Origin of the sequence: Myceligenerans salitolerans (assembly GCF_017349295.1) — a bacterium.
GTDB lineage: Bacteria > Actinomycetota > Actinomycetes > Actinomycetales > Cellulomonadaceae > Myceligenerans > Myceligenerans salitolerans.
In genome coordinates this window covers 28,366-49,571 of sequence record NZ_JAFMPK010000049.1, presented here as the reverse complement: position 1 = coordinate 49,571, position 21,206 = coordinate 28,366, and the positions used below count along the sequence as shown (strand labels likewise).

The 21,206-nt window shown below is 71.3% G+C and carries 16 protein-coding genes; 6 read left to right on the top strand and 10 right to left on the bottom strand.

Annotated features, from left to right (window positions below; genetic code table 11):
* Window positions 1-17: 17 nt before the first annotated feature.
* A complete protein-coding gene (locus tag J0911_RS19405; RefSeq protein ID WP_207277155.1) occupies window positions 18-3,152 on the top strand; it encodes an AfsR/SARP family transcriptional regulator in 3,135 nt (1,044 codons plus the stop codon).
* 197 nt (window positions 3,153-3,349) lie between these two features.
* The gene (locus J0911_RS19400; protein WP_207277154.1) at window positions 3,350-3,766 is read left to right on the top strand and encodes a helix-turn-helix domain-containing protein; all 417 of its coding nucleotides are present in this window, start codon (window positions 3,350-3,352) and stop codon (window positions 3,764-3,766) included.
* 236 nt (window positions 3,767-4,002) lie between these two features.
* Here the strand turns inward: J0911_RS19400 and J0911_RS19395 are convergent, their stop codons facing one another.
* The 3 genes from J0911_RS19395 to J0911_RS19385 form a co-directional block, all read right to left on the bottom strand.
* Window positions 4,003-4,605, bottom strand: a complete 603-nt coding sequence (locus tag J0911_RS19395; protein ID WP_207277153.1) for a ClpP family protease — start codon at window positions 4,603-4,605, stop codon at window positions 4,003-4,005.
* Between the two features lie 127 nt (window positions 4,606-4,732).
* Entirely contained in the window at window positions 4,733-5,374 is a 642-nt protein-coding gene (locus tag J0911_RS19390; RefSeq protein ID WP_207277152.1) for an ArsR/SmtB family transcription factor, read from the bottom strand.
* A 204-nt stretch (window positions 5,375-5,578) separates the two neighbouring features.
* Window positions 5,579-5,821 carry a hypothetical protein gene (locus tag J0911_RS19385; RefSeq protein ID WP_207277151.1) on the bottom strand — a complete coding sequence of 81 codons (243 nt, stop codon included), beginning with the start codon at window positions 5,819-5,821 and terminating at the stop codon, window positions 5,579-5,581.
* A gap of 313 nt (window positions 5,822-6,134) precedes the next feature.
* Here J0911_RS19385 and J0911_RS19380 point away from each other — a divergent pair, with 313 nt between their 5' ends.
* Entirely contained in the window at window positions 6,135-9,518 is a 3,384-nt protein-coding gene (locus tag J0911_RS19380) for an efflux RND transporter permease subunit (protein ID WP_207277150.1), read from the top strand.
* 76 nt (window positions 9,519-9,594) lie between these two features.
* On the opposite strand, the gene J0911_RS19375 is transcribed toward J0911_RS19380, so the two are convergent.
* A complete protein-coding gene (locus tag J0911_RS19375; protein ID WP_207277149.1) occupies window positions 9,595-10,479 on the bottom strand; it encodes an ABC-2 transporter permease family protein in 885 nt (294 codons plus the stop codon).
* Window positions 10,476-11,546, bottom strand: coding sequence for an ABC transporter ATP-binding protein (locus tag J0911_RS19370; protein WP_207277148.1), 1,071 nt, complete (start codon window positions 11,544-11,546; stop codon window positions 10,476-10,478). The genes J0911_RS19375 and J0911_RS19370 overlap by 4 nt, the downstream gene beginning before the upstream one ends.
* Window positions 11,547-11,807: 261 nt before the next feature.
* Here J0911_RS19370 and J0911_RS19365 point away from each other — a divergent pair, with 261 nt between their 5' ends.
* Window positions 11,808-12,674 (top strand): Bax inhibitor-1/YccA family protein, encoded by an 867-nt coding sequence (locus J0911_RS19365; protein ID WP_207277147.1) that lies wholly within the window; start codon window positions 11,808-11,810, stop codon window positions 12,672-12,674.
* 86 nt (window positions 12,675-12,760) lie between these two features.
* Here the strand turns inward: J0911_RS19365 and J0911_RS19360 are convergent, their stop codons facing one another.
* Entirely contained in the window at window positions 12,761-14,767 is a 2,007-nt protein-coding gene (locus J0911_RS19360) for a glycoside hydrolase family 15 protein (protein ID WP_207277146.1), read from the bottom strand.
* Between the two features lie 143 nt (window positions 14,768-14,910).
* A complete protein-coding gene (locus tag J0911_RS19355) occupies window positions 14,911-15,843 on the bottom strand; it encodes a DMT family transporter (RefSeq protein WP_207277145.1) in 933 nt (310 codons plus the stop codon).
* 152 nt (window positions 15,844-15,995) lie between these two features.
* On the opposite strand from J0911_RS19355, the gene J0911_RS19350 reads away from it, so the two are divergent.
* Window positions 15,996-16,910, top strand: a complete 915-nt coding sequence (locus tag J0911_RS19350; RefSeq protein ID WP_207277144.1) for a LysR family transcriptional regulator — start codon at window positions 15,996-15,998, stop codon at window positions 16,908-16,910.
* Between the two features lie 94 nt (window positions 16,911-17,004).
* Window positions 17,005-17,406, top strand: a complete 402-nt coding sequence (locus J0911_RS19345; protein ID WP_207277143.1) for an FKBP-type peptidyl-prolyl cis-trans isomerase — start codon at window positions 17,005-17,007, stop codon at window positions 17,404-17,406.
* A 124-nt stretch (window positions 17,407-17,530) separates the two neighbouring features.
* On the opposite strand, the gene J0911_RS19340 is transcribed toward J0911_RS19345, so the two are convergent.
* From J0911_RS19340 to J0911_RS19330, 3 genes are all read right to left on the bottom strand, one after another.
* A complete protein-coding gene (locus J0911_RS19340) occupies window positions 17,531-19,507 on the bottom strand; it encodes a pectate lyase-like domain-containing protein (RefSeq protein WP_207277142.1) in 1,977 nt (658 codons plus the stop codon).
* A gap of 94 nt (window positions 19,508-19,601) precedes the next feature.
* The gene (locus J0911_RS19335; RefSeq protein WP_207277141.1) at window positions 19,602-20,783 is read right to left on the bottom strand and encodes a class I SAM-dependent methyltransferase; all 1,182 of its coding nucleotides are present in this window, start codon (window positions 20,781-20,783) and stop codon (window positions 19,602-19,604) included.
* Between the two features lie 10 nt (window positions 20,784-20,793).
* A complete protein-coding gene (locus tag J0911_RS19330) occupies window positions 20,794-21,195 on the bottom strand; it encodes a DUF5997 family protein (RefSeq protein ID WP_207277140.1) in 402 nt (133 codons plus the stop codon).
* Between the last annotated feature and the right edge of the window lie 11 nt (window positions 21,196-21,206).

Sequence of the window (21,206 nt, the reverse complement as noted above, 5' to 3'; positions counted from 1 at the left end):
CGGTCGGGAGGTGACCGGTGAACTTCCACCTGCTTGGCGCCCTTCGCGTGACCACGGATGCCGGGGCCGAGGTCACCGTCCCCGGAACCAAGGTCAGGGCACTGCTCGTCGCGCTGCTGTCCGCCCGGCGCCGCCGCATCTCGGCACCCGACCTGGTGCAGGAGCTGTGGCAGGCGGACGAGCCGCAGCGCCCTCTCCGTGCGCTGCAGAGCAAGGTGTCACAGCTGCGCAAGGCGTTGTCGGAGGCCGAACCCGGGGCGGGGGAGCTCGTCGTCGGTGACCACGGCGGATATGTCCTGGACGCCGAACCGGGGACCGTCGACCTGGACCGTTTCGACCGGCTCATGGAAGACGCCTACGGCCAGGACGACGCCGCTGCGCGAGCGCGTGCCCTCCAGGGCGTGCTCGCGCTGTGGGACGGGTCCTACGAACACCGGTACCGCTGGGCGGGAAACGGGTACGACGCGCTGATCCTGCGTCTGGAATCGCAGCGGCTCCAGGCCACGGAGGAGCTGCTGGACGCCTGGCTGGGGGCCGGCGCGGCCGAGCGAGTGGTTGCCGAGGCTCCCGTGCTGGTGAGCCAGTATCCGGAGCGGGAGCGGATCACTGTTGCGCTGATGGGCGCGCTCCATGCCTGTGGCCGGCAGTCCGAGGCGCTGGAGTTGTTCCGGAACCAGGCGCGGAGGCTGCGCGACGAGCTGGGTCTCGAGCCGGGTGCCGAGATGTCCCGGATGCACGAGGCGATCCTGCGTCAGGAAGCCGACGTCGGTGTGAGCCGGTCGCCACGTGGGTCAGCGCTGCGGCTGCCCGCGCGGTCGAACCTGCCCCGGCACATGACCGCCCTGGTGGGCCGCGATGCGGAGACGCCCCGGGTGCGCGCCGCGATGCGGACCAGAAGGCTGGTGACGCTGACCGGTCCCGGGGGTGTGGGAAAGACCCGGCTGGCGGTGGAAGCGTCCAGGACGACGGTCCGTGACCACCCGGACGGCGTGTGGCTGGCGGACCTCTCCCACATCGACGCCTCGGACGGCAGCGCGGTGCGGCGGATCGTCGCTCACGTGGCGGGCATCCTCGGGCTGGGCGAGCCGCAGCGTGGTGCACCGCCGCTCGACTGGCTCGCGGGTGCGCTGTTCGACTCCCGCGTGCTCCTCATCCTGGACAACTGCGAACAGGTGCGGGACGCGTGCGCGGAGCTCGCGAGGGTGCTTGCCGAGCAGACCCCGGAGGTCCGGATCCTCGCGACCAGCCGGGAGCCGCTCGGTGTGCCCGGGGAGCTGGTCCACCCGGTGCTTCCCCTTGCCATGCCCGACGCGGTGGAGAGCGACCTGCTGGCATGGCCGGCCGTCCGGCTGCTCGTGGACCGGGCGCAGGACGGCGATCCCACCTTCGACCCCCACGCCGCCAGCCCGGAGGCGCTCCTGGAGATCTGCCGACGGCTCAACGGGATCCCGCTGGCGATCGAGCTCGTCGCTCCCCGGCTGCGGACGGTCGCCGCCGAGGAGATGGTCCGCTGGCTCGACGACGAGATGTGGCTGCTCGACATCGAGCTGAGCCACCTGCCCGTGCGGCAGCGCAGCATGTGGGCCGCGGTCGAGTGGAGCTGGCGGATGCTGACCGAGCGGGAACGGGAGGTCCTGGCGCGGCTCGCGACGCAGGCCGGGAGCTGGGAGGCGGCCGCCGGCCTGGCGTGCTGCCGGGCCCTCGACCCCGCCGGTGACGAGGTCGTCAACGTGATCTCCCGCCTGGTGACGCGGTCCTTGGTGGCCGTCTCCGTGTCAGGCCCGCAGCGTCGCTACGCGGTTCTGGAACCGGTGCGGCAGTTCTGCCGCGAGAAGCTCACCGCGCGGGAGCTCGCCGACACGCGGCACTCCCTGGCGCGGTTCTACGCCCAGCAGGTCCGGCGGATCGACGAGCAGTTGCGCGGCGCGGGGCAGGAGGACGCCTTCCGGCGGCTGGATCTGGACGCCGCCAACATCCGGCAGAGTCTCGAATGGGCCGTGACCGCTGGTGAGCCGCTGCTGGGACTCCGGATCGCCGTGGGCATGGCCTGGTACTGGGTGCAGCGCGGACGTCTCGACGAAGGGTCCGACTGGCTGCGGCGTGCGCTGGACCTGGCGGTCGGTGGCGAGGGTGACGGCGAACCGTCGCTCGCTCTTGAGGCCGCGACGTGGGAGGCGGCGATGAGGAGACTGCGCGGGATCCCCTGCGACGTCGACGCGCTGCGCCTCGATCACTGGCCCGAGAGCCGGTCGGGGTTGGGGCTGCTCCGTGCCCGCGGGCTGCTCGCCGTCGTGCTGCCCGCGGGGGAGAGCACCGTGGACCTGGTCGAGCAGACCCTGGCGACGTGCCGACGGCTGGACTACCGGTGGGGGGAGGCGGCGGTGCTGAGCACGAGAGCTCTGGAGCGCCTGCGCCGAGGCGCCTTCGACACGGCGCGCGACGACGCCGAGCGCAGCGTCGCCGGGTTCCTGGACCTGGGCGACCAGTGGGGGGTCATCCACGCGTCCGACTGTCTCGCCGCGCTGAGCACGATCGCGGGCGACCTGGACGACGCCGAGCAGCTGCACCGCCGGTCCATGGCCGTGGCCACCCATCTCGGGCTCTGGCCGAAGGTCAGCCACCTGCTGTGCGAGCTGGGCCAGCTGGCGCTGCGGTCCAACCGTACGGACGAGGCGGAATCCCTGTTCCAGGAGGCGCTGCACCTGGCGGTCAGGCAGAACACCCCCGCGCAGCAGCAGGTGTGTGAGCTCGGCCAGGCGACGGTGGAGCGGCAGCGCGGTGAGTACCTGCGGGCATCGGCCCGGCTGGAGCGATGGCTGAGATGGAACATCAGCGTGGGATGGATCGAGGGAGAGGTGCGGGTCCGGCTCGAACGGGCCAGGCTGTCGCTCGCCCGCGGCCGGACGGACGAGGCCCGGGCGGACTCCGCGGCCGCGCGGGCGGCGGCGACCGAGTTGGGGGACTGGCCCATGGTGGCGAGTGCCTGCGAGACGCTCGCGCGAGCCGCCATCCTCCTGGACGACCGGGTCACGGCGGAGGAGTGCTGGCGGCAGGCGAAGCAGACGCGCCGGGACATGCGCGTACCGGCCACGGGTGAGGACGCCGAGCTGCTGGACGACCTGGACCGGTACTTCGTCGCGCACACGGCGTGAGGTGGTGGCCGGCCGGCCCGGGGCGGTGGCGGAGGATTACGCCTGTGGCGTATGGCCTCCGTCCGTGGAGGCAGGTCCTGGTTGCGTGTCAGTGTCCCGGGCTACCGTGGTGGCAGTCGACGGGAGGGCGGTAGGGCATCGTGACGACACAGCCAGCGCGACAGATCACTCGGCCGGGTGAACCGGCCGGGTTCGGTATGGCACCGGAACCGCTTCTCCGGGACCTCGTGGGCAGGATCTTGCGGCGTGCGCGGACGGCGCAGCGCCGTACGCTGTCCGACGTCGCCGACGAGGCCAGGGTCTCGACCGCCTACCTGTCGGAGGTGGAGCGTGGGCGCAAGGAGGCGTCGTCCGAGGTGCTGGCCGCGGTGTGCGCGGCGCTCGGGATGAGGCTGGCCGACCTCGTCGAGCGGGCATGGGCGGACCTCGCCCTCGCGACGGCTCGGAATGAGCGGGAGGATCGCCTCCGTGTGCTGTCCTCCGGGGCGAGGCGTGGCCGGGCCGGGTTCGCCGTCCCCGAGCGAGACGGGACCGAGGGCCTCTCCCGTCTCCCGGGCCGCCGCACGGCCCGCGGTACCGGCTCGGCGTCGGACGCCGTACTGCTCGCCGCGTAGCCGGTGCGGGGGAACAGCCTCGCGACGGCCGCCTTCTCCTCGGGGACCCGTCGAGCGCTCTCGGCCACCGGACGGGTCCGATGGCCGAGACCGCTCACGGACGTGGCCGAGGCCGCTCACGGACGCTGTGCTCTCCGGGCGGCCGGCGGGCGAACACGCCGACCGCACGGCGGGTTCGGCGCCGTGCGGGGTGGCCGGTGCCCGCGGAGTGCTCTCCCGTCGACCGGAGTGCCGGGTCAGAGCCCTGCTCGTCGGCCGTGGCCCGTCGGGCGGACGTCGCCGACGTGGTCCACGACCTTGTCCACGATCCCGTAGGCCCGTGCCTGTTCGGCGGTGAACCAGCGGTCCCGGTCGGAGTCGGCGGCGATCGTCTCGGGTGACTGGCCCGTGTGATCGGCGAGGATCTGGGTCACGACCTGTTTGGTGTGCTTGAGGTTCTCGGCCTGCGTCATGACGTCGGACACGGTTCCGCCGATCCCCCCGAGCGGCTGGTGCATCATGATCCGCGTGTGCGGGAGCGCGTACCGCTTGCCCGCGCTGCCGGAGGTGAGGAGCACCTGCGCCATCGAGCCGGCGAAACCGAGCGCCACGGTGGCGATGTCGTTCGGAAGGAGTTGCATCGTGTCGTACACACCCATGCCGGCGGTGACGGAGCCACCGGGTGAGTTGATGTAGAGCGCGATGTCGGCGTCCTGGTCCTCGGCCGACAGCAGCAGGAGCTGCGCGGTCACGCGGTTCGCCAGGGCATCGTCGATCTCGTGTCCGATCACCACGATCCGCTGGTGCAACAGGCGGGCGGCGAGATGGTCGTCGAGTGGAATGGTCTGGTTGTCGCTCATACCCGTCACGGTGTCCGACGCGGCCGGGCGGCGGGAAGCCTCTTCGGCCTGCGGCAGATCTGCCGAGGGCAGAGAGAAGAGGAGCGGTCTGCCCGGAGCCGTTCCGACGGCCTTCCGCGGCGGGGCGTCAGAGAGGGTCGCCGTGCCGGTCGATGACGGGGAAGGCGTCGAAGTGGATCTCGACGGGAACGGCGCCGGGCTCGCCCTCCTGGCCCCGCAGCGGGTCGATGTGCTCCGTCGTGAACCTGTTCCAGGCCGCGACGACGCCGGCCATCTGTTCCGGCGTGGCCCACAGGTGAGCGGTCACGAAGGTGGTCGACGGCAGCCAGGTGGCGGTCACCACGTCGTCGGCGTCGTTGGCGCGGCTGATGAAGGCCAGTGTCCGTTCGCTCCTCAGCCGCATGAACTCCAGGTTGACGGCCTCGGCGGTGGCGCGGACCGCCGGGGACTCCTGGTCCGACATGGAGATCGTGAAACCGCCCGGAGTGCGTTCCCACCAGCGCTCCCTGGCGGTGCCCTTGCCCTCCACCTCGCGTACGAGACCGTGCTTCTCGAGCTGACGGAGGTGATAGCTGGTCGATCCGCTCGACTCCCCGACGATCTCACCGAGCTTGCTCGCCGTGAGCGCTCCCCGGGTGGAGAGCAGGTCCAGGATCCTCAGGCGCAGCGGATGGGAGAGCGCGCGGAGCGCGGCGGGACCGAGCTGTGCGGGAGGCCCGGAAGGGTCGGGCACGTCGGTGGGGGCGCTCTGCTCGTTCGCTCCGGTCATGGACCTGACGTTACTTCCTGCGTGCCGCTGCGCCGTGCATCCGCGGACCCGTCGTCAGTCGACCTCGCCGCCGCGACCGCGCCACGCTGCCACCGCGCGCCGCCACGACGGCGGCACGAGGCCGCCACGACCGCGCCACGACGGCGGCACGACCGTGCTGCCCTGCCGCACGGCTCGCGTGAGGCGCGGTACGGGTGGAGGGGTTCACCGCAGGGACAGCGGGTGGCGGGCAGCCGCGTTGTCGCGAGCGCGCTCGAGCTGGTCCTTGCGGCGGATGTCGCGCGCGTGCCGGGCGCTGTCCTGCCGGCGCCGTTCGCCGCGGCTCGCACGGTGCTCCCGCTCGCCCTCGCGGGCACCCGACGGCGCGGTGGCGAGGGCGCGGGCGTCCTGGCCGTGGCGTGCGGGGCGGGTGAACGTGGCGGTGAAGGTGGCGTCGAGCGTGCTCATGGTGATCTCCCTGGGATCGGGGCCGGGCTGATCCGTGCCGTTGGCACCACCGTACAGATGCAAACGGAGCTTTGCAAGCATCTCTTTGCAAACATGGTTCTGCAATGAGTCGCGTGGCGCCGAGCCGCGTGGGTGCGGTTGTGGGGAGGTGAGCGGCACCGGTACCAGAGCCGCGGCACAAAGTTGCAGCGACTGCAAAATCACCTCGTAGAGTGGGAACTCCGGTCGGCGTGACTCTCGTTGGACCGGATGCACCACGACGACGGAGTCGTGAGGCTGTCCCCAGAAGTCCCGCCCGTTCGTGGAGGCAATCGTGTTCCGTCTTGCCCGCCTGTCCTTGGCGCATCGCGCCGTCGTCGCCCTGACGACGGTCGCGGTAGCCGTCATGGGCGTGCTGAGCATGGGCCAGCTCAAACAAGAACTGATCCCGTCGCTCCAGCTGCCCATGGGAATCGTGGTCGCGCCGTACCCCGGATCGTCCCCGTCCGTCATCGAGGAGCGCGTCACCGAACCGGTCGAGTCGGCCGTGCAGACGATCGACGGGGTCGAGTCGGTGACCTCCGACATCTCCACAGGCCTGTCGATGACCACCGTCGAGTTCACCTACGGCACCGACATCGAGCGCGTCACGCAGCGCCTCGAGGCCTCGATCACCAGGCTCGGGCAGGCGCTGCCCGAGGACGTCGATCCGCAGGTCATCGCCGGTTCCTTCGACGATCTTCCGGTGGTCCAGCTCGCCGTCGCCGGTGACGAGTCGGACGACGCGCTCGCCGACACGGTGGAGACCGCGATCGTCCCCGAGCTGGAGAAGCTCGACGACGTCCGCGGCGTCGAGGTCAGCGGTGTCCGCGAGGACCGGATCGTCATCACACCGGACGACGACGACCTCGCGGAGGCCGGCCTCACCGCGGACCAGCTCTCCACGCTCCTGCAGGACAACGGCGTCGTCATGCCGGGTGGCACCCTCACCGAGGGGAACCGGACATGGTCGGTCGAGCTGGGCACGAGCCTGGACGACATCAAGGAGCTGCGGCAGCTTCCGCTCATCCCCGCCGCCGGGGCCGGCCAGGGCGAAGCCGGAGCCGGAGCCGGGACCGGTGCCGGAACGGGTGCCGGTACCGACGCGGGTGCCGCGGGCGCCGGTGCCGCCGGCACCGGGGCTGGGAGCGCCGACACGGGAGCGGGCGCCACTCCCGGTGGCACCGTCACCCAGGATCCGTCGTCGGGCACGGGACTGCCGGCGCAGACGGCACCGCCCGAGCCCGTCGCCCTCGGCGACGTGGCGACGGTGAAGCGAGAGCCCGTTCCCGTCACCTCCGCCTCGCGTCTCGACGGCGAACCGTCGCTCGGCATCGCGATCACCAAGACGCCGGACGGCAACACGGTCGAGGTCTCGCACGCCGTGCAGAGTGCGCTCGACGACCTCTCCGGCACCCTGGAGGCACGCGACGTCACGGTCGGTGTCGTGTTCGACCAGGCACCGTTCATCGAGGAGTCGATCGAGGGGCTGTCCACGGAGGGCGGGCTCGGTCTGCTCTTCGCCGTGCTCGTGATCCTCGTGTTCCTCGCGTCGTTGCGGTCCACCCTGGTGTCGGCGATCTCGATCCCGCTCTCCCTCGCGGCGACGTTCATCATCATGAACATCACCGGCTACACGCTCAACATCCTCACCCTCGGCGCGTTGACGATCTCCATCGGGCGGGTGGTCGACGACGCGATCGTGGTCATCGAGAACATCAAGCGGCATCTGTCGTACGGCGAGGAGAAGCTGCCGGCGATCTTCGGAGCGGTTCGCGAGGTGGGCGGTGCCATCGCCGCGTCGACGATCTGCACCGTGGCCGTGTTCGCGCCGATCGCTCTGGTGGGTGGCATGACCGGGGAGCTGTTCCGGCCGTTCGCCCTGACCGTGGCGATCGCGATGGGCGCCTCCTTGATCGTCGCGCTCACCATCGTGCCGGTACTGGCGTACTGGTTCGTCAAGGCGCCCCAGGTGGCGGGCACGACGGACGAGGAGCGTGAGGCGGCGCGCAACGCCGAGCGTGAGGCGGCCGAGGCCAAGGAGCGCCGCGGCCTGTGGCAGCGGGCCTACGTGCCCACGCTGGGGGCGGCGCTCCGACGCCCGGTCGTGAGCCTGTTCCTCGCCGTGGCGGTGCTCGGCGGGACGCTCGCCATGGTGCCGCGGCTGCAGGTCAACTTCATCGGCGACAGCGGGCAGAACACCCTCACCGTCACGCAGGACTTCCGGCCGGGCACGTCGTTCGACGCGCAGGACGACGCGGCGCGGGAGACCGAGGACGTGCTGGCCGGGGTCGACGGCGTCGAGACCGTGCAGACCACCGTGGGCTCCGGCGGCGCCGAGCAGGCCGCCTTCATGGGCGGCGGCGGTGACTCGGCGTCCTACTCCATCACGCTGGACGAGGAGGCGGACGGCACGGCCGTCGCGGACGAGGTACGGGACGCCGTCGAGCCGCTCGCGACGGGCGTGACCTCCGAGGTCTCGGTCGCCACCCAGGACAGCGGCTTCGGTGGCTCCACCGTGGACCTCGTCGTGAGCGCGCTCGACTCGGAGACGCTCGCCGAGGCGGCCGCCGAGGTGGAGGACGCCGTCACGGGCGTCGAGGACGCAGCCGAGGTGTCGAACAACCTGGCCGCCCCGCAGCAGATCGTGCAGGTGGAGGTGGACCGCGAGAAGGCGGCGGAGGCCGGCCTGAGCGAGTCGGCGGTGTCCGGCATCGTGTCCGCCGCGATGACGCCGGAGCAGGAGCTCGGCAGCGTGGACATCGACGAGCGCACCCTCGACGTGATCGTGTCCACCGGCGAGGCGCCTGCCACGCGCGCCGAGCTCGAGAACCTGGAGATCCCCACGGCGACCGGCGCGGTGGAGCTCACCGATCTGGCGGAGGTGGTGGTGGAGGACGTTCCGACCACCCTCACCCGTACCGACGGCGAGCGGACGGCCACCGTGGCGGTCACGCCCGCGGGGCAGGACCTCAACGTGCTGACCACCGCGCTCAACGAGCGCATCGCCGACCTGGACCTGCCGGCGGGTGCGAGCGTCGAGGTGGGCGGTGTCGCGACCGAGCAGGCCGACGCGTTCAACGATCTCGGACTGGCGCTGATCGCGGCCATCTTCATCGTCTACGTGGTGATGGTCGCGACGTTCGGGTCGCTCGTCCAGCCGCTGATCCTGCTGGTGTCGGTGCCGTTCGCGGCGACGGGTGCCCTGGGTGCGTTGCTGCTCAGCAACACGCCGCTGGGAGTGCCGGCGCTGATCGGCGTGCTGATGCTCGTCGGGATCGTCGTCTCGAACGCGATCGTGCTCATCGACCTGATCAACCAGTACCGGCAGCGGGGCATGGGCCTCGACGAGGCCGTGCGCGAGGGCGCCCGTCAGCGCCTGCGGCCGATCGTCATGACGGCGCTCGCCACGGTGTTCGCCTTGACGCCGATGGCGCTGGGGCTCACGGGCGGCGGAGCGTTCATCGCGCAGCCGCTGGCTCTCGTGGTGATCGGCGGGCTCGTCTCCTCGACGCTGCTCACGCTGCTCATCGTGCCGGTGCTCTACTCGCTCATCGAGCGCGGCAAGCTCCGGCGGGCCGACAAGCGCGACGCGCGGCGCCGCCGCAACGCCGCGAGGGCGGAGATCGAGGCCCGCCGGGCGGCTGCCGCCGAGCCGGCGACCTCCGGGGCGCGGTAGCGACGGTGGGACGACGACGGCGGCGTGGATCCGGGACCCGGATCCACGCCGCCGTCGTTCCCCGAAGGGTGTTCGCTCAGGCGTCGCGCGTCTTGAGCGAGATCGCTCCGGCGATCAGCACGGCCGCGGTGTATGCCGCGAGGACACCGGCGCCGACCCACGGGTCCAGGACCTCGGGCGTCTGGGCTGCCGCGGGGGTGATCGCCGAGCCGGCGATGCTCGGCAGGAACTTGTTCACGTCCAGGACCCACGAGACCTGGCTCGCGGCGAACGTGGCGATGCCGAAGACGATCGGGATCACGAGGAAGATCGCCACGACCGTGAAGATCGCTCCCGCCGTGTGCCGGATCAGCGTGCCGACCCCGAGCGCGAAGAGCGCCACGAGCACGGTGTACAGGACCGTGCCGTACAGCTGGCGGACCTGGTCGGAGTCGCCCCAGTCGACCGTGATCCCGTTGGAGTCGAGGATCGGGTACGTCACGAGCCAGGCCAGGGCGAGCGACACCGCGATGAGCACGGCCGTCACCCCGGCGAGCACCGTGGCCTTCGCGAAGTACGCGCCGAGCCGGTGGGGTGCGGCGGTGAAGGTCGAGCGGATCATCCCGGTGGAGTACTCGCCGGTGATCAGCATGGATCCGAGCACCGCGACCACCAGGGCCGCGAACTCGTAGCCACCGGTGATCACGATGGGGGCGGTGAAGAGCTGTTCTCCGCCCGTGGCGGCCTGTTCCTCGGCCGACATGTCCGACATCTGGTCTGTGAACAGCTGCGCGATGATCGCCATCATGAAGCCGAAGCCGACGAGGATCACCACCGTCGAGCCGAGCGTCCACCAGGTGGAGCGCAGCGACCAGAGCTTGATCCACTCCGAGTGCAGCAGGCGCCCGAAGGTCACCTTCTTCACGGGCACGGTGGAGGACGGCGTCCTGGCTTCGGGCGCGTCGAGTGTCGTCGTGCTCATCGGTCGTTCACCTCCGGCGAGGAACTTGCGGGGACCGTGTCGGCGGAGTGCCGCCCGGGGTGCGGCTCCGCCGCGTGGTCGGCGGAAGCCGCCGGTCCCTCGGCGAGGTGTGCGCCGGCGGCCTGCGACCCGTCGCGCGGCGGCTCTCCCGCGCCACCGGCCAGGTTCTCGGAGCGGTACTCCACGGCGTCGGCCGTGAGGGACATGTACGCCTCCTCCAGCGTCGATTTGATGGGCGTCAGCTCGTGCAGCACGATCCGGCCCGCGGCGGCGAGCTCGCCCACCGAGGCCGCGTCCGGGCCGGTGACCTCGAGGACGTCGGCCTCGGGGGTGGTGACCTGGGCGTCCTTCTCGCGCAGCAGCGCGGCCAGGTCGCCCGCCTGCGGCGAGCGCACGCGCACGTGCTTGCGCTCCGACGCCGCGATGAGGTCGTCGACGGAGGTGTCCGCCAGGATGCGTCCCCGGCCGATCACGATGACGTGGTCCGCCGTGAGGGCGACCTCGCTCATCAGGTGACTGGACAGGAAGACCGTGCGGCCCTCGGAGGCGAGGTGCTTGGCGAGGTTGCGGACCCAGATCACGCCCTCGGGGTCCAGCCCGTTGACCGGCTCGTCGAGGATGAGCGTCTTCGGGTCGCCCAGGAGCGCGGCCGCGATCCCGAGGCGCTGGCCCATGCCGAGCGAGAAGCCGCCGACGCGCTTCTTCGCGACGGACTCGAGCCCGGTCAGCTCGATGACGTCGTGCACACGCTGCTGGGGGATGCCGTGCGTGGCGGCCAGGGCGCGCAGGTGGTTGAAGGCGGAGCGGCCGGAGTGCACCGCCTTGGCCTCGAGCAGCGCGCCGACCTCGGCCAGCGGGCGCCGTAGCTTCGCGTAGGGGTGGCCGTTCACGGTGACGGTCCCGGCCGTGGGCTTGTCCAGACCCATGATCATGCGCATGGTGGTAGACTTCCCGGCTCCGTTGGGCCCGAGGAAGCCCGTCACGCGGCCCGGCTGGACGGTGAAGGTGATGTGGTCGACGGCGGTCTTGGAGCCATATCGCTTGGCGAGACCGTGGGCCTCGATCATGATGCGCTCCTCGTGGGTGAAGTCATGCTGTGGCTTTCGCTCTCCGGATTCGGGGCGTCGGGTCGTCGGGGTCCGACGACGCCGGTACTCCCGACACTAGAGCGACTCAGCGACACGCGTCACCGAAAGTGCCGCCGAATCATCCGGGAGGCGGAGCCGTGTCATCCCATCGGGCTAGGCCGGCGGGGCTTCGGGCGGAACCGGGAACTGTCGGGGTGTCCGTGACGTTCACTAGCATGGGTGCACTACCAGGAGGAGCACATGAGGAACCCCGTCTTTTCTAACAGCGACGTCTTCGGCGAGCCGCGTCGCACCGGGGCGCCGCGAGGCGCCCAGGGCGGTACCGCCACCGCCCCCAACCCCTACTCCCAGTACGGCACGGCAGGTCCGGCGTCCATGGACGCCTCCCAGCTCGGCGCCATGTACGACGCGCCGTCGGCCACCACGGCCGACACCAAGCGCATGACGTACGACGACGTGATCATCAAGACCGGCGGGCTGCTGGCGCTGCTGGTCGTCGCAGCGGCGGCGACCTGGACGCTCGTGCCCCCGCCGATGCTTTCCATCGCACTGTGGGTCGGCCTGATCGGCGGCCTGGTGCTCGGCCTGGTGAACGCGTTCAAGAAGAACCCGAGCCCGGCGCTGATCATCGCCTACACGGTGTTCGAAGGTGTTTTCCTCGGCGCTCTGTCGTTCATGTACAACTCGATGTTCGAGGGTGCCGTCACGCAGGCCGTGATCGGTACGCTCTGCGTCTTCGCCGGGTCGTTGTTCCTCTACCGGAGCGGCAAGGTCCGGGTCACGCCGAAGTTCACGCGCTTCCTCATGATGGCGCTGGTGGGCTACGCGCTGTTCTCGCTGGTCAACTTCGGCCTCGTGATGTTCAACGTGCTGGACGGCTTCGGGATGCGCACCGGTCCGCTGGGCATCATCATCGGCGCCGTCGCCATCATCCTGGCGGTGATGTCGCTGATGGTCGACTTCGAGTTCATCAAGCAGGGCGTCCAGCAGGGTGCCCCGGCCAAGATGGCCTGGGCGGCCGCCTTCGGCCTGCTGGTGACCCTGATCTGGCTGTACACGGAGATCCTGCGCCTGATCGCGATCATCAACATCTTCAGCGGAGAATGACCGTCCGCTGAGGCCCGTACGGTGACGGCCCGGGCCACCTCCCTCGCGGAGGTGGCCCGGGCCGTCGTCGTCCCTGCCCGTCGCGCCTACTCGTCGGAGTCGACGTAGTGGTTCTGGCGTTCGCCCTGCTCGGCGCGGATCACGTGCATCACCGCGTTGATGAGGGCGAGGTGGGTGAACGCCTGCGGGAAGTTCCCGAGGTGCCGGCCGCTCGAGGGGTCGATCTCCTCGGCGTAGAGGTTCAGCGACGAGGCGAACGACAGCAGCCGCTCGCACAGCGCCTTGGCCCGCTCCAGCTCGCCGATCTCGACCAGCGCGGACACCAGCCAGAACGAGCAGATCGTGAAGGTCCCCTCCTCGCCGGCCAGGCCGTCGTCCGTCTCGTCGACGCGGTAGCGCAGCACGAGGCCGTCCACGGTGAGTTCCTCGGCGATGGCGAGAACCGTGGCGCGTACGCTCTCGTGGTCCGGCGGCAGGAACCGCAGCAGCGGCACGAGCAGCAGCGAGGCGTCCAGGGCCGGGTCGCCGTAACGCTGGGTGAACACCCCGCGCTCGTCGACGCCCTTGGCGAGGATGTCCGCCCGGATCTCGTCGGCGATCTTCTGCCACTGCTCCGCGTAGTCGTGCTCGTCGTACAGTCTCGCGAGCTTGGCGCCGCGGTCCATCGCGACCCAGCACATGAGCTTGGAGGAGGTGAAGTGCTGCGGCTCCCCGCGCACCTCCCAGATACCGCGGTCCGGCTTGTGCCAGTGCTTGGCCGCCTCCTCCGCCTGGCGCTTGAGGATGGGCCAGAGCGACTCCGGCAGCTGTTCGCGCGAGCGCGTGTGCAGGTAGACCGAGTCGAGCACGGCTCCCCACACGTCGTGCTGCTTCTGGTTGTACGCACCGTTGCCGACCCGCACGGGGCGCGCACCCTCGTAGCCGGAGAGGTGCGACAGCTCGGCCTCCTCCAGGGTCTCCTCACCGCCGACCCCGTACATGATCTGGAGCTGCTTGTTGTCCCGGCACACGTCGTGGATGAACGCGAAGAAGTCGTTCGCCTCGCGGTCCAGGCCGAGCGTGTACAGGCCCCACAGCGCGAACGTCGAGTCGCGGATCCACGAGTACCGGTAGTCCCAGTTGCGCTCGCCGCCCGGCGTCTCGGGCAGGGAGGTCGTGGCCGCGGCGATCAGCGCACCGGTGGGGGAGTACGTGAGTCCCTTGAGCGTGAGCGCCGAGCGCTGCAGGTAGATGCGCCACGGGTGGTCGGGGAACGTGCCCTGCGTGATCCAGTCACGCCAGTACTGCTCCGTGCGCCACATCGCGGCGGTCGCCTCGGTCCAGTTCTTCGGTGCGGGCTGCGAGCCCCACGACATCGCGACGAAGTGCGTGGTTCCCTCCGTCATCCGGGTGCGGGCGATGGCACGCCGGCCTTCGAGGCCGAAGCGCAGGTCCGACGTCAGGCTGACGTCCGGGTTGTGCTTGCCGAGCCGTGCGGTGACGTTCGAGTAGCCGCTGTTGTCGTAGGACCAGGCGGGCTCGTTGCGCGCGTAGTTCGGGCGCGGCTCGCACATCACCTCGAGGTCGACCGTGCCGGACACACACTTCACCGTGCGCAGCAGGATGTGTTCGGCGTCGTTGTCGGTCGGGGTCCGGCGGTGGGTGCTGGACCGCTTCTCGACGTCGTGCCAGGGGCCCATCAGCATGGCGTCGCGCACGACGAGCCAGCCGGTGGGGGTCTGCCACGTGGTCTCGAGGATGAGGGTGCCGGGAATATACCGGCGCGCGACCGGCACCCGCACGCCGTAGGGGCTGAGCCGGAAGCGGCCCGCGCCCCGGTCCAGGATCGCGGAGAAGATGCTCGCCGAGTCCGGTCGGGGGATGCACATCCACTCCACCGCACCGGACGGCGCGATGAGGGCGTTGGCCTCGCAGTCCGAGAGGAATCCGTAGTCGGCTATCGACGGGAACTTGCTGCGCCAGTCCCACGCCTGAGGTACCGCACCGTCGCTGGAGGTGTGGCCCTTGATCGGGCGCTTGAGGGCGTCGGCACGCTTCTGCGGGTGCCGGCGGGCCGCCTGCGGAGCCGCGGCCTCGGGTGAATCCGTCGTCATGAACTCAAGGGTTCCCCACGTCCGGTCACTTGGACAAACCATGGGCGCAGGTGTCGGACTTCTTTGACAGCGCTGCCGAGTGGCACCCGGCGCGCCGGCCCCGCGATGACCTGAGGCGGAGCCGGCGAGCCCGTGGCCCGTCCTCAGCGGCGGCGGGGACGCCGTGTTGCCAGGATCACGCCGCCCAGGCACAGTGCGCCACCCGCGAGCACGATCGGCGCGGGAACCTCGCCGAGCAGCCACCAGGAGAGCAGCACCGCGATCGGTGGCACGGCGTAGGTCGTCGCCGACAGGCGGCCCGCCGTCGTGTGTGACAGCGCATAGCCCCAGGTGGCGAACGCGATCGCGGTCGGGAAGACGCCCAGGTACACGACCCCGAGAGTGGCCGCCGCGGGCGCCGCGGCCACCTCCGCGACGAGCGTGCCGGCGAACGGCAGGGCAGCCACCGTGCCGGCGAGGCAGCCGAGCCAGGTCATGGTCAGGGCGTCGACCTTCGGCAGCATCCGCTTCTGCAGGAGGGCGCCCGCCGAGTACAGCACCGCCGCGGCGAGCCCGAGCAGCACCGCGCCCATGTCCGACGTGCCCGACGACGACGCCCAGGCGATCACGGCCACGCCGGTGAACGCGATCCCGATCCCGGTGAGCAGCCGCGCCGGGAACCCCTCGCCGAGCGTCAGCCCGGCGACCACCGCGGTGAGGATCGGCGCGAGCTGCACGAGAAGTGCCGCGGTGCCCGCGTCGAGCGTGCGTTCGGCCGCGTTCAACGCGACGTTGTAGACGCCGAACCACAGCACGCCCCACACGATCACGCCCGCCAGCACCCGCCCGCGAGGCAGCTCGAGCTTCCTCGCCACGCCCGCCAGCACGGTCAGGGCGACGGTCCCCACCGCGATCCGCCCCAGCGTGAGTGCGCCGGGCGAGTAGTCGTGCCCGGCGGCGCGGATCCCGATGAAGGCCGAGGCCCACAGCACGACCGTCACGCCGGCGGCGAGCGGGACCAGGTATCGGGCGCGCGGCCCCGACGTCCCGCCCGGCCGCAGACCTGGAGCCTCCGGGGCGATGGTGCTGGAGTTCATGTCGCGAGGATCGCCCGCTGCCGCGGGTCGTGTCCGGCGGTTTTCGGACAGGGCATCGGCGGTCGTCATGGCACCGATGATGCCCTCGGGCGATCATCAAGCACAAGCGACTTGTTCTGTACGATCATTCAGTCTCGCTGTACGGTTGGGTCATGCTCGACGTCCACCGTCTCCGGGTGTTCCGTTCCGTGGTCGCCAGCGGCTCCGTGACCGCGGCCGCCACCAATCTCGGCTACACGTCGTCGGCCGTCAGCCAGCACCTGGCCGCCCTGCAACGCGAGACAGGCCTCACCCTCCTGGTCAAGGCCGGGCGCGGCCTACGGCCCACCGCCGCCGGACTCGCCCTCGCGCACGAGGCCGACGGCGTCCTCGAACGCCTCGGTGCGGCCGAGACCCTCGTCTCGGACCTGCGCGCGGGGCGCACCGGGTCGCTCAGCATCGGCTACTTCGCCTCGGTCGGAGCGTCCTGGCTGCCCGACGTCGTACGCCGCCTCACCACCGAGTTCCCCGGGCTGCGCCTCGACCTGGAACTGCGTGACGACATCCCCGACCTGCCCGAGAGGCGTCCGGACCTGCAACTCGTCGTCATGATGGCCGAGTACACCAGCGCCGCCGGCTTCACGGCGCACCATCTCCTCGACGACTCCTACGTCGCCGTCGTCCCCGCCCGGCACCGGTTCGCGGGCAAGGAGGAGATCGAACTCGCCGACCTCGCCGACGAACCGTGGATCGACAACGACTTCGCCCGGGGCTGGTGCCGCCGCAAGCTGCTCGAGGCCTGCGCGGCCGCCGGCTTCAGCCCGACCTTTCACGTCGAGGCGCACGACTACCCGACGGCGCTCGCGTTCGTGGACGCGGGTATCGGACCCACGGTCCTGCCGGAACTCGGCACGATCACTCTTCCTCCCGGCACCGTGGCGGTACGGATCGTGCGTCCTACCCCGGTCCGGTCGGTGCACGTCGTGGTGGCGGATCCGGTCGCGGAGACCCCGCCGGTGCGTGCCGCGGTCGAGGAGCTTCGCGCGGCGGCCGGCCGCGAGGCGGTCCGGCGCGACGCCGCACGCTGAGAACACGGGCGCGCGGTCCGCGACCGGCCCGACGTAGGGTGGAGCGGTTCGGGCGCCAGGAACCTGGCGCCAACCCGACCGAGAGGCAGTTCTCGTGACTACGCTCCCCACCGTCGAGTGGCAGGCCGGCGGCAAGCCGGCGCTCACCTTCCCCGAGGGCGACGCCCCCGCGGGCCTGCAGGTCCAGGTGCTCGAAGAGGGCAACGGGCCGGTGGTCGAGGCCGGCCGGACGATCGTCGTCGACTACCTGGGGCAGACCTGGGGCGGCGGTGTGTTCGACAACAGCTACGACCGCGGCACCACGATCGACTTCCCGATCGGCGTCGGTGCCGTGATCGGAGGCTGGGACAAGGGTCTGGTGGGCCGCAACGTCGGCGACAAGGTCCTGCTGTCCATCCCCGCCGAGCACGGTTACGGCTCGCGTGGCGTCCCGCAGGCGGGCATCCCGGGCGGGGCGACGCTGGTGTTCGTCGTGGAGGTGAAGGGAGTCCAGTAAGGGCTCACCGCGTACGACGGCGGCCGGACGTCCGGCCGCCGTCGTACCCGTCACCCGTGGTGGACCGCGCGTGCACCGCTGCGGCCCGCGGGCAACCACCGGCGGGCTGCCGCCGGTGCGGTCGTCAGCTGGAGGGGAAGCTGATCACCTGCGGGGAGGCGAAGCTGCCGACCGCCGGGGCGCCCGTGTCGTTGACGACGTGGTTGATGCCGCCCGAGCCGTCGAGGAAGACGCTCGTCATCGAGCGGAGCGTGACCCCCCGTGTCTCCGGGACCTGGATCCCCGACTCGGCGCGGATGTCCACGCCGTTCCAGAAGTACGAGTACACCCCCAGGCCGACGGCCTCGTGCCGCCGCACATGGTCCGCGACCCGGTAGGACGCGTACCCCGGACGGTCGCCGTCCATCCAGGCCTCCTGGCTCGGCGGATCGTACGGGAGCTCGCTCTGGTAGAAGACGGTCAGGCCGTCCTCACCGTTCCAGATCGTCTGGTTCTCCTGGTAGTGCTCGACGAAAAGTCCCGTCGCGGTGACGCGGTCACCGTTGACGACGACGCCGTGGGCTCCGGTGTTGTCCTCCCAGCCGATACCGTTGCCGTGGTCCCCGCGCCAGGCCCAGATGTGGTCCAGCAGCACGTCGTCGCTGTTCACCTCGATCGACGTGACCGCCTTGCCGACCCAGGGGCCGCCCACGCGGACGAACACGTCCGTCAGGGTGGTCGGGTCCTCGTCGGATCCGTGGTGCCGGCGACCATGGCCCTTCGCCGACGACGGCGGGCACTCCTTGCCCACGCGCACCAGCACCTCGGACTCCGGCACGTTGGCGTCCACGGTGATGCCGGCGATGTGGATACCGGCCGCGTCACTCGTCACCAGGGCCGCGTTTCCGCGTGTCGGCGTGAGCGAGGCGTAGCCCAGCCCGAGCACGACCGTGTCGGCCTTCTTCACGCGGATCGGGCCGTCCAGCTCGTAGATGCCCGGCGTGAGGATCAGGTGCTTCCCCCTGCGCAGCTGCCGGTTGATCGAGGCGGCCGTGTCGCGGCCGGCCTGGGCGATGTGGAAGTCGTCGAGCGGCAGCGACTCGCCCGCGCTCGCGTCGGTCGACCAGTTGGTGCCGGAGGTCTCCGTCCGGGCGTGCGGCGCGAAGACGCGCAGCTCGCCGTCGTCGGCCCGGTAGAGGAACGGCTTCTCCCGTGTGACGGGCGTCGTGTCGAGCGCCGTCTTGACGCCGACCGCGCCCTCGCCGGCCGGCTGCCCGAAGTCGGTGGCCGGGGCGCCGTCGACACCCGAGAACACCATGTTCCAGACACCGCCCTCCCACGTGCCCACCGTGCTGTCGCGCGTGTACCACTGCTGCTGCGAGCCGGTGGTGATGGTGCCCTCGACCCGCGAGTTCGCCAGGTAGCCCCCCGACGCGTACTCGCCGAACCGGCCGAACATCGTGAGGTCGCCCTGGATGTCGACGCGGCGCAGCGGCGCGGCCTGCGACACGGCGTACCGCATCTGATGCGGTTCGGCGACCCCGGCCGGGAAGGGGCGGGCGGCATCCTCGGCCGTCGGGCGTTGGATGGGGTTGAACGCGAGGTTGGCCATGGAACGCCAGAAGCGGTTCAGAGAGCCCGGTCCCTGGCAGGCCCACGGGGTCTCGGGGCACTCCACGTGCGGCTCCACGTGGATCGCGCCGTTGATCACGACGTCGTCCGGCCGGCCGCCCAGGCCGTCGACGGACTCGTAGTACCCGAGCTCGGCGTTGATGATGCCCTCGGCCGTGGCGGGGTCGTCCTCGCCCGCCGCGCTGCCGTACACACCGGGTTCGAAGAAGACCTGGTGCCGGTTCTGGCTGAACTCCGCCTCGTCGTTGACCGAGTCCAGGAACTCGTTGATCTCGTCCGTGGACCACGTCTCGTCGATGAACGTGACGTTCGGGCCGAAGTCCGGGTCCTCCGCGGGCCCGTGGCCGTGCCCGTGCCCGTGCCCATGCCCGTGGCCGTGCGGGCCGGCGACCGCCGACGTCGGCAGGGCGGCGACCGCGCCTCCCGCGATCAGCGCCGCTGCCAGCACGACGCCGGTTCGGCGTCGTGCCCGGAGAGAGTGGGGTGTCATCGTCGACAGTCCTTTCCGCGCTCGGGAAGTCCGGGAGAACCCCCGAGCGTCGATGCTCGAGTTCCGTTCCGGGCGAGCGTAGCGGGCTCTGTACTTACTTGTCAGTAAGGGATTTCGCGGTGGGCCGGGTCGAGCGTGCGACCGTGAAACGGCGGTCACGGGCGACCTGCTCGGTGGGGCCGACGGCGCGCTCCAGCGCCGGGCGGTACCGCAGTGCGGAGTTGTACACGGTCCACAGCTCGCCGCCGGGTCGTAGCACGCGGCCGGCCGCCGCGAACATCCGGTGCGCCGCGTCGGTGCTGACCGCGGCCCGGTCGTGGAACGGCGGGTTGAGCAGGACGAGGCCGGCGCAGCCGTCGGGCAGGGACGCGCCGGCGTCGTCGCGCACGGTCCGCACGAGGTGCCCGACGTCGTTCGCCGTCGCCGTCGCCCGGGCGGAAGCCACCGCCGCGGCGCTGCGGTCCGTCGCCACGACCTCGAACCCCCGCAGGGCCAGTGCGGTGGCGAGGATCCCGCTGCCGCACCCCAGATCCACGGCGAGCTCGGGCCCGGACGGCGGCGGCCAGCCGTCCGACTGCTCGAGCAGGAGCCGGGTGCCGCCGTCCAGACCGCCACCGGCGAACACTCCGCCGTGCGTGACGACGGTGATCGGTCCGGGCAGGCCCGGTACGTCGGGGATCACGTCGCCGGCCGGGTACGTCAGCGGCCGGTCGAGCACGTCCGGCCGGGGCTCACGTGCGACGAGCAGCCGCGACTTCCGCCGTGCGAGCGATGGCGTGACATCCGCGAAGAGCGCCCCCAGCACGTCGTTCATCGCGTGCGTCATGTGCTTCACGCGCCCACCCGCGTACAGCACGACGTCACCGGCGGCGTACCGGGCGATCTGTTCGGCGATCTCCGTCAGCTCCGCGAGGGACTTCGGGAGCTGGAGCAGAACGACCCGGGCGGCCCGCAACAGGTCCGGCCCGAGCGGATGATGGCCGAAGGAGCCTCGCCGCGCCACGAAGGCGTTGGCGCGCAGCGCGGCCTCGGCGTCCACCGCGTCCTGATGCGCACGCACGTCGCGTGCGCCCAGGCTGACGGCGCCGAGCGTGAGGGCGCCGAACCGGTCGCCGATCGTCACGACGTCACCGGGTGCGGCCGACGTGATCGCGTCGCGGGCCTCGTCCAGGATCAGGCGGTCCGTCGCGTCCACCGCGACCGGGCCGTCGGCTCGCGAACCGTCCTCGGGAAATGGGCGCAGGGCCCCGAGGGCGGTGTCGAGAGAGTCGGTCACGCGGGCCTCTCTACGCCGGCGGGTTGTCGCGACGGCCCTTGCCCGCCGTGTTCCCGGCGGCGCGCTCCTCCTCGGCGCGGACCCGCGCGTGCGTCTCCCGCTCGGCGACCAGCCAGTCCGGCGGATCCGCGCGCAGGTCGTCGATCTGCTGGGTGGTGAGCGGTTCCGTGACGCCGCCTCGGGCCAGGCCCGAGATGGAGATTCCCAGGCGCCCCGCGACGACGGGGCGTGGGTGGGGTCCGTTCCGGCGCAGCTCGGACAGCCACTCCGGCGGGTTCTTCTCGAGCTCTTCCAGCTCGGCGCGAGTGATGCCCTTCTCCCGGAACTCCGGTGGCGTCTCCGGGAGGAGGACGCCGAGCCGCTTGGCGGCGTTGATCGGCTTGATGACCTGTTGGGAGAACGGGGTTGCCATGCCCCAAGAAT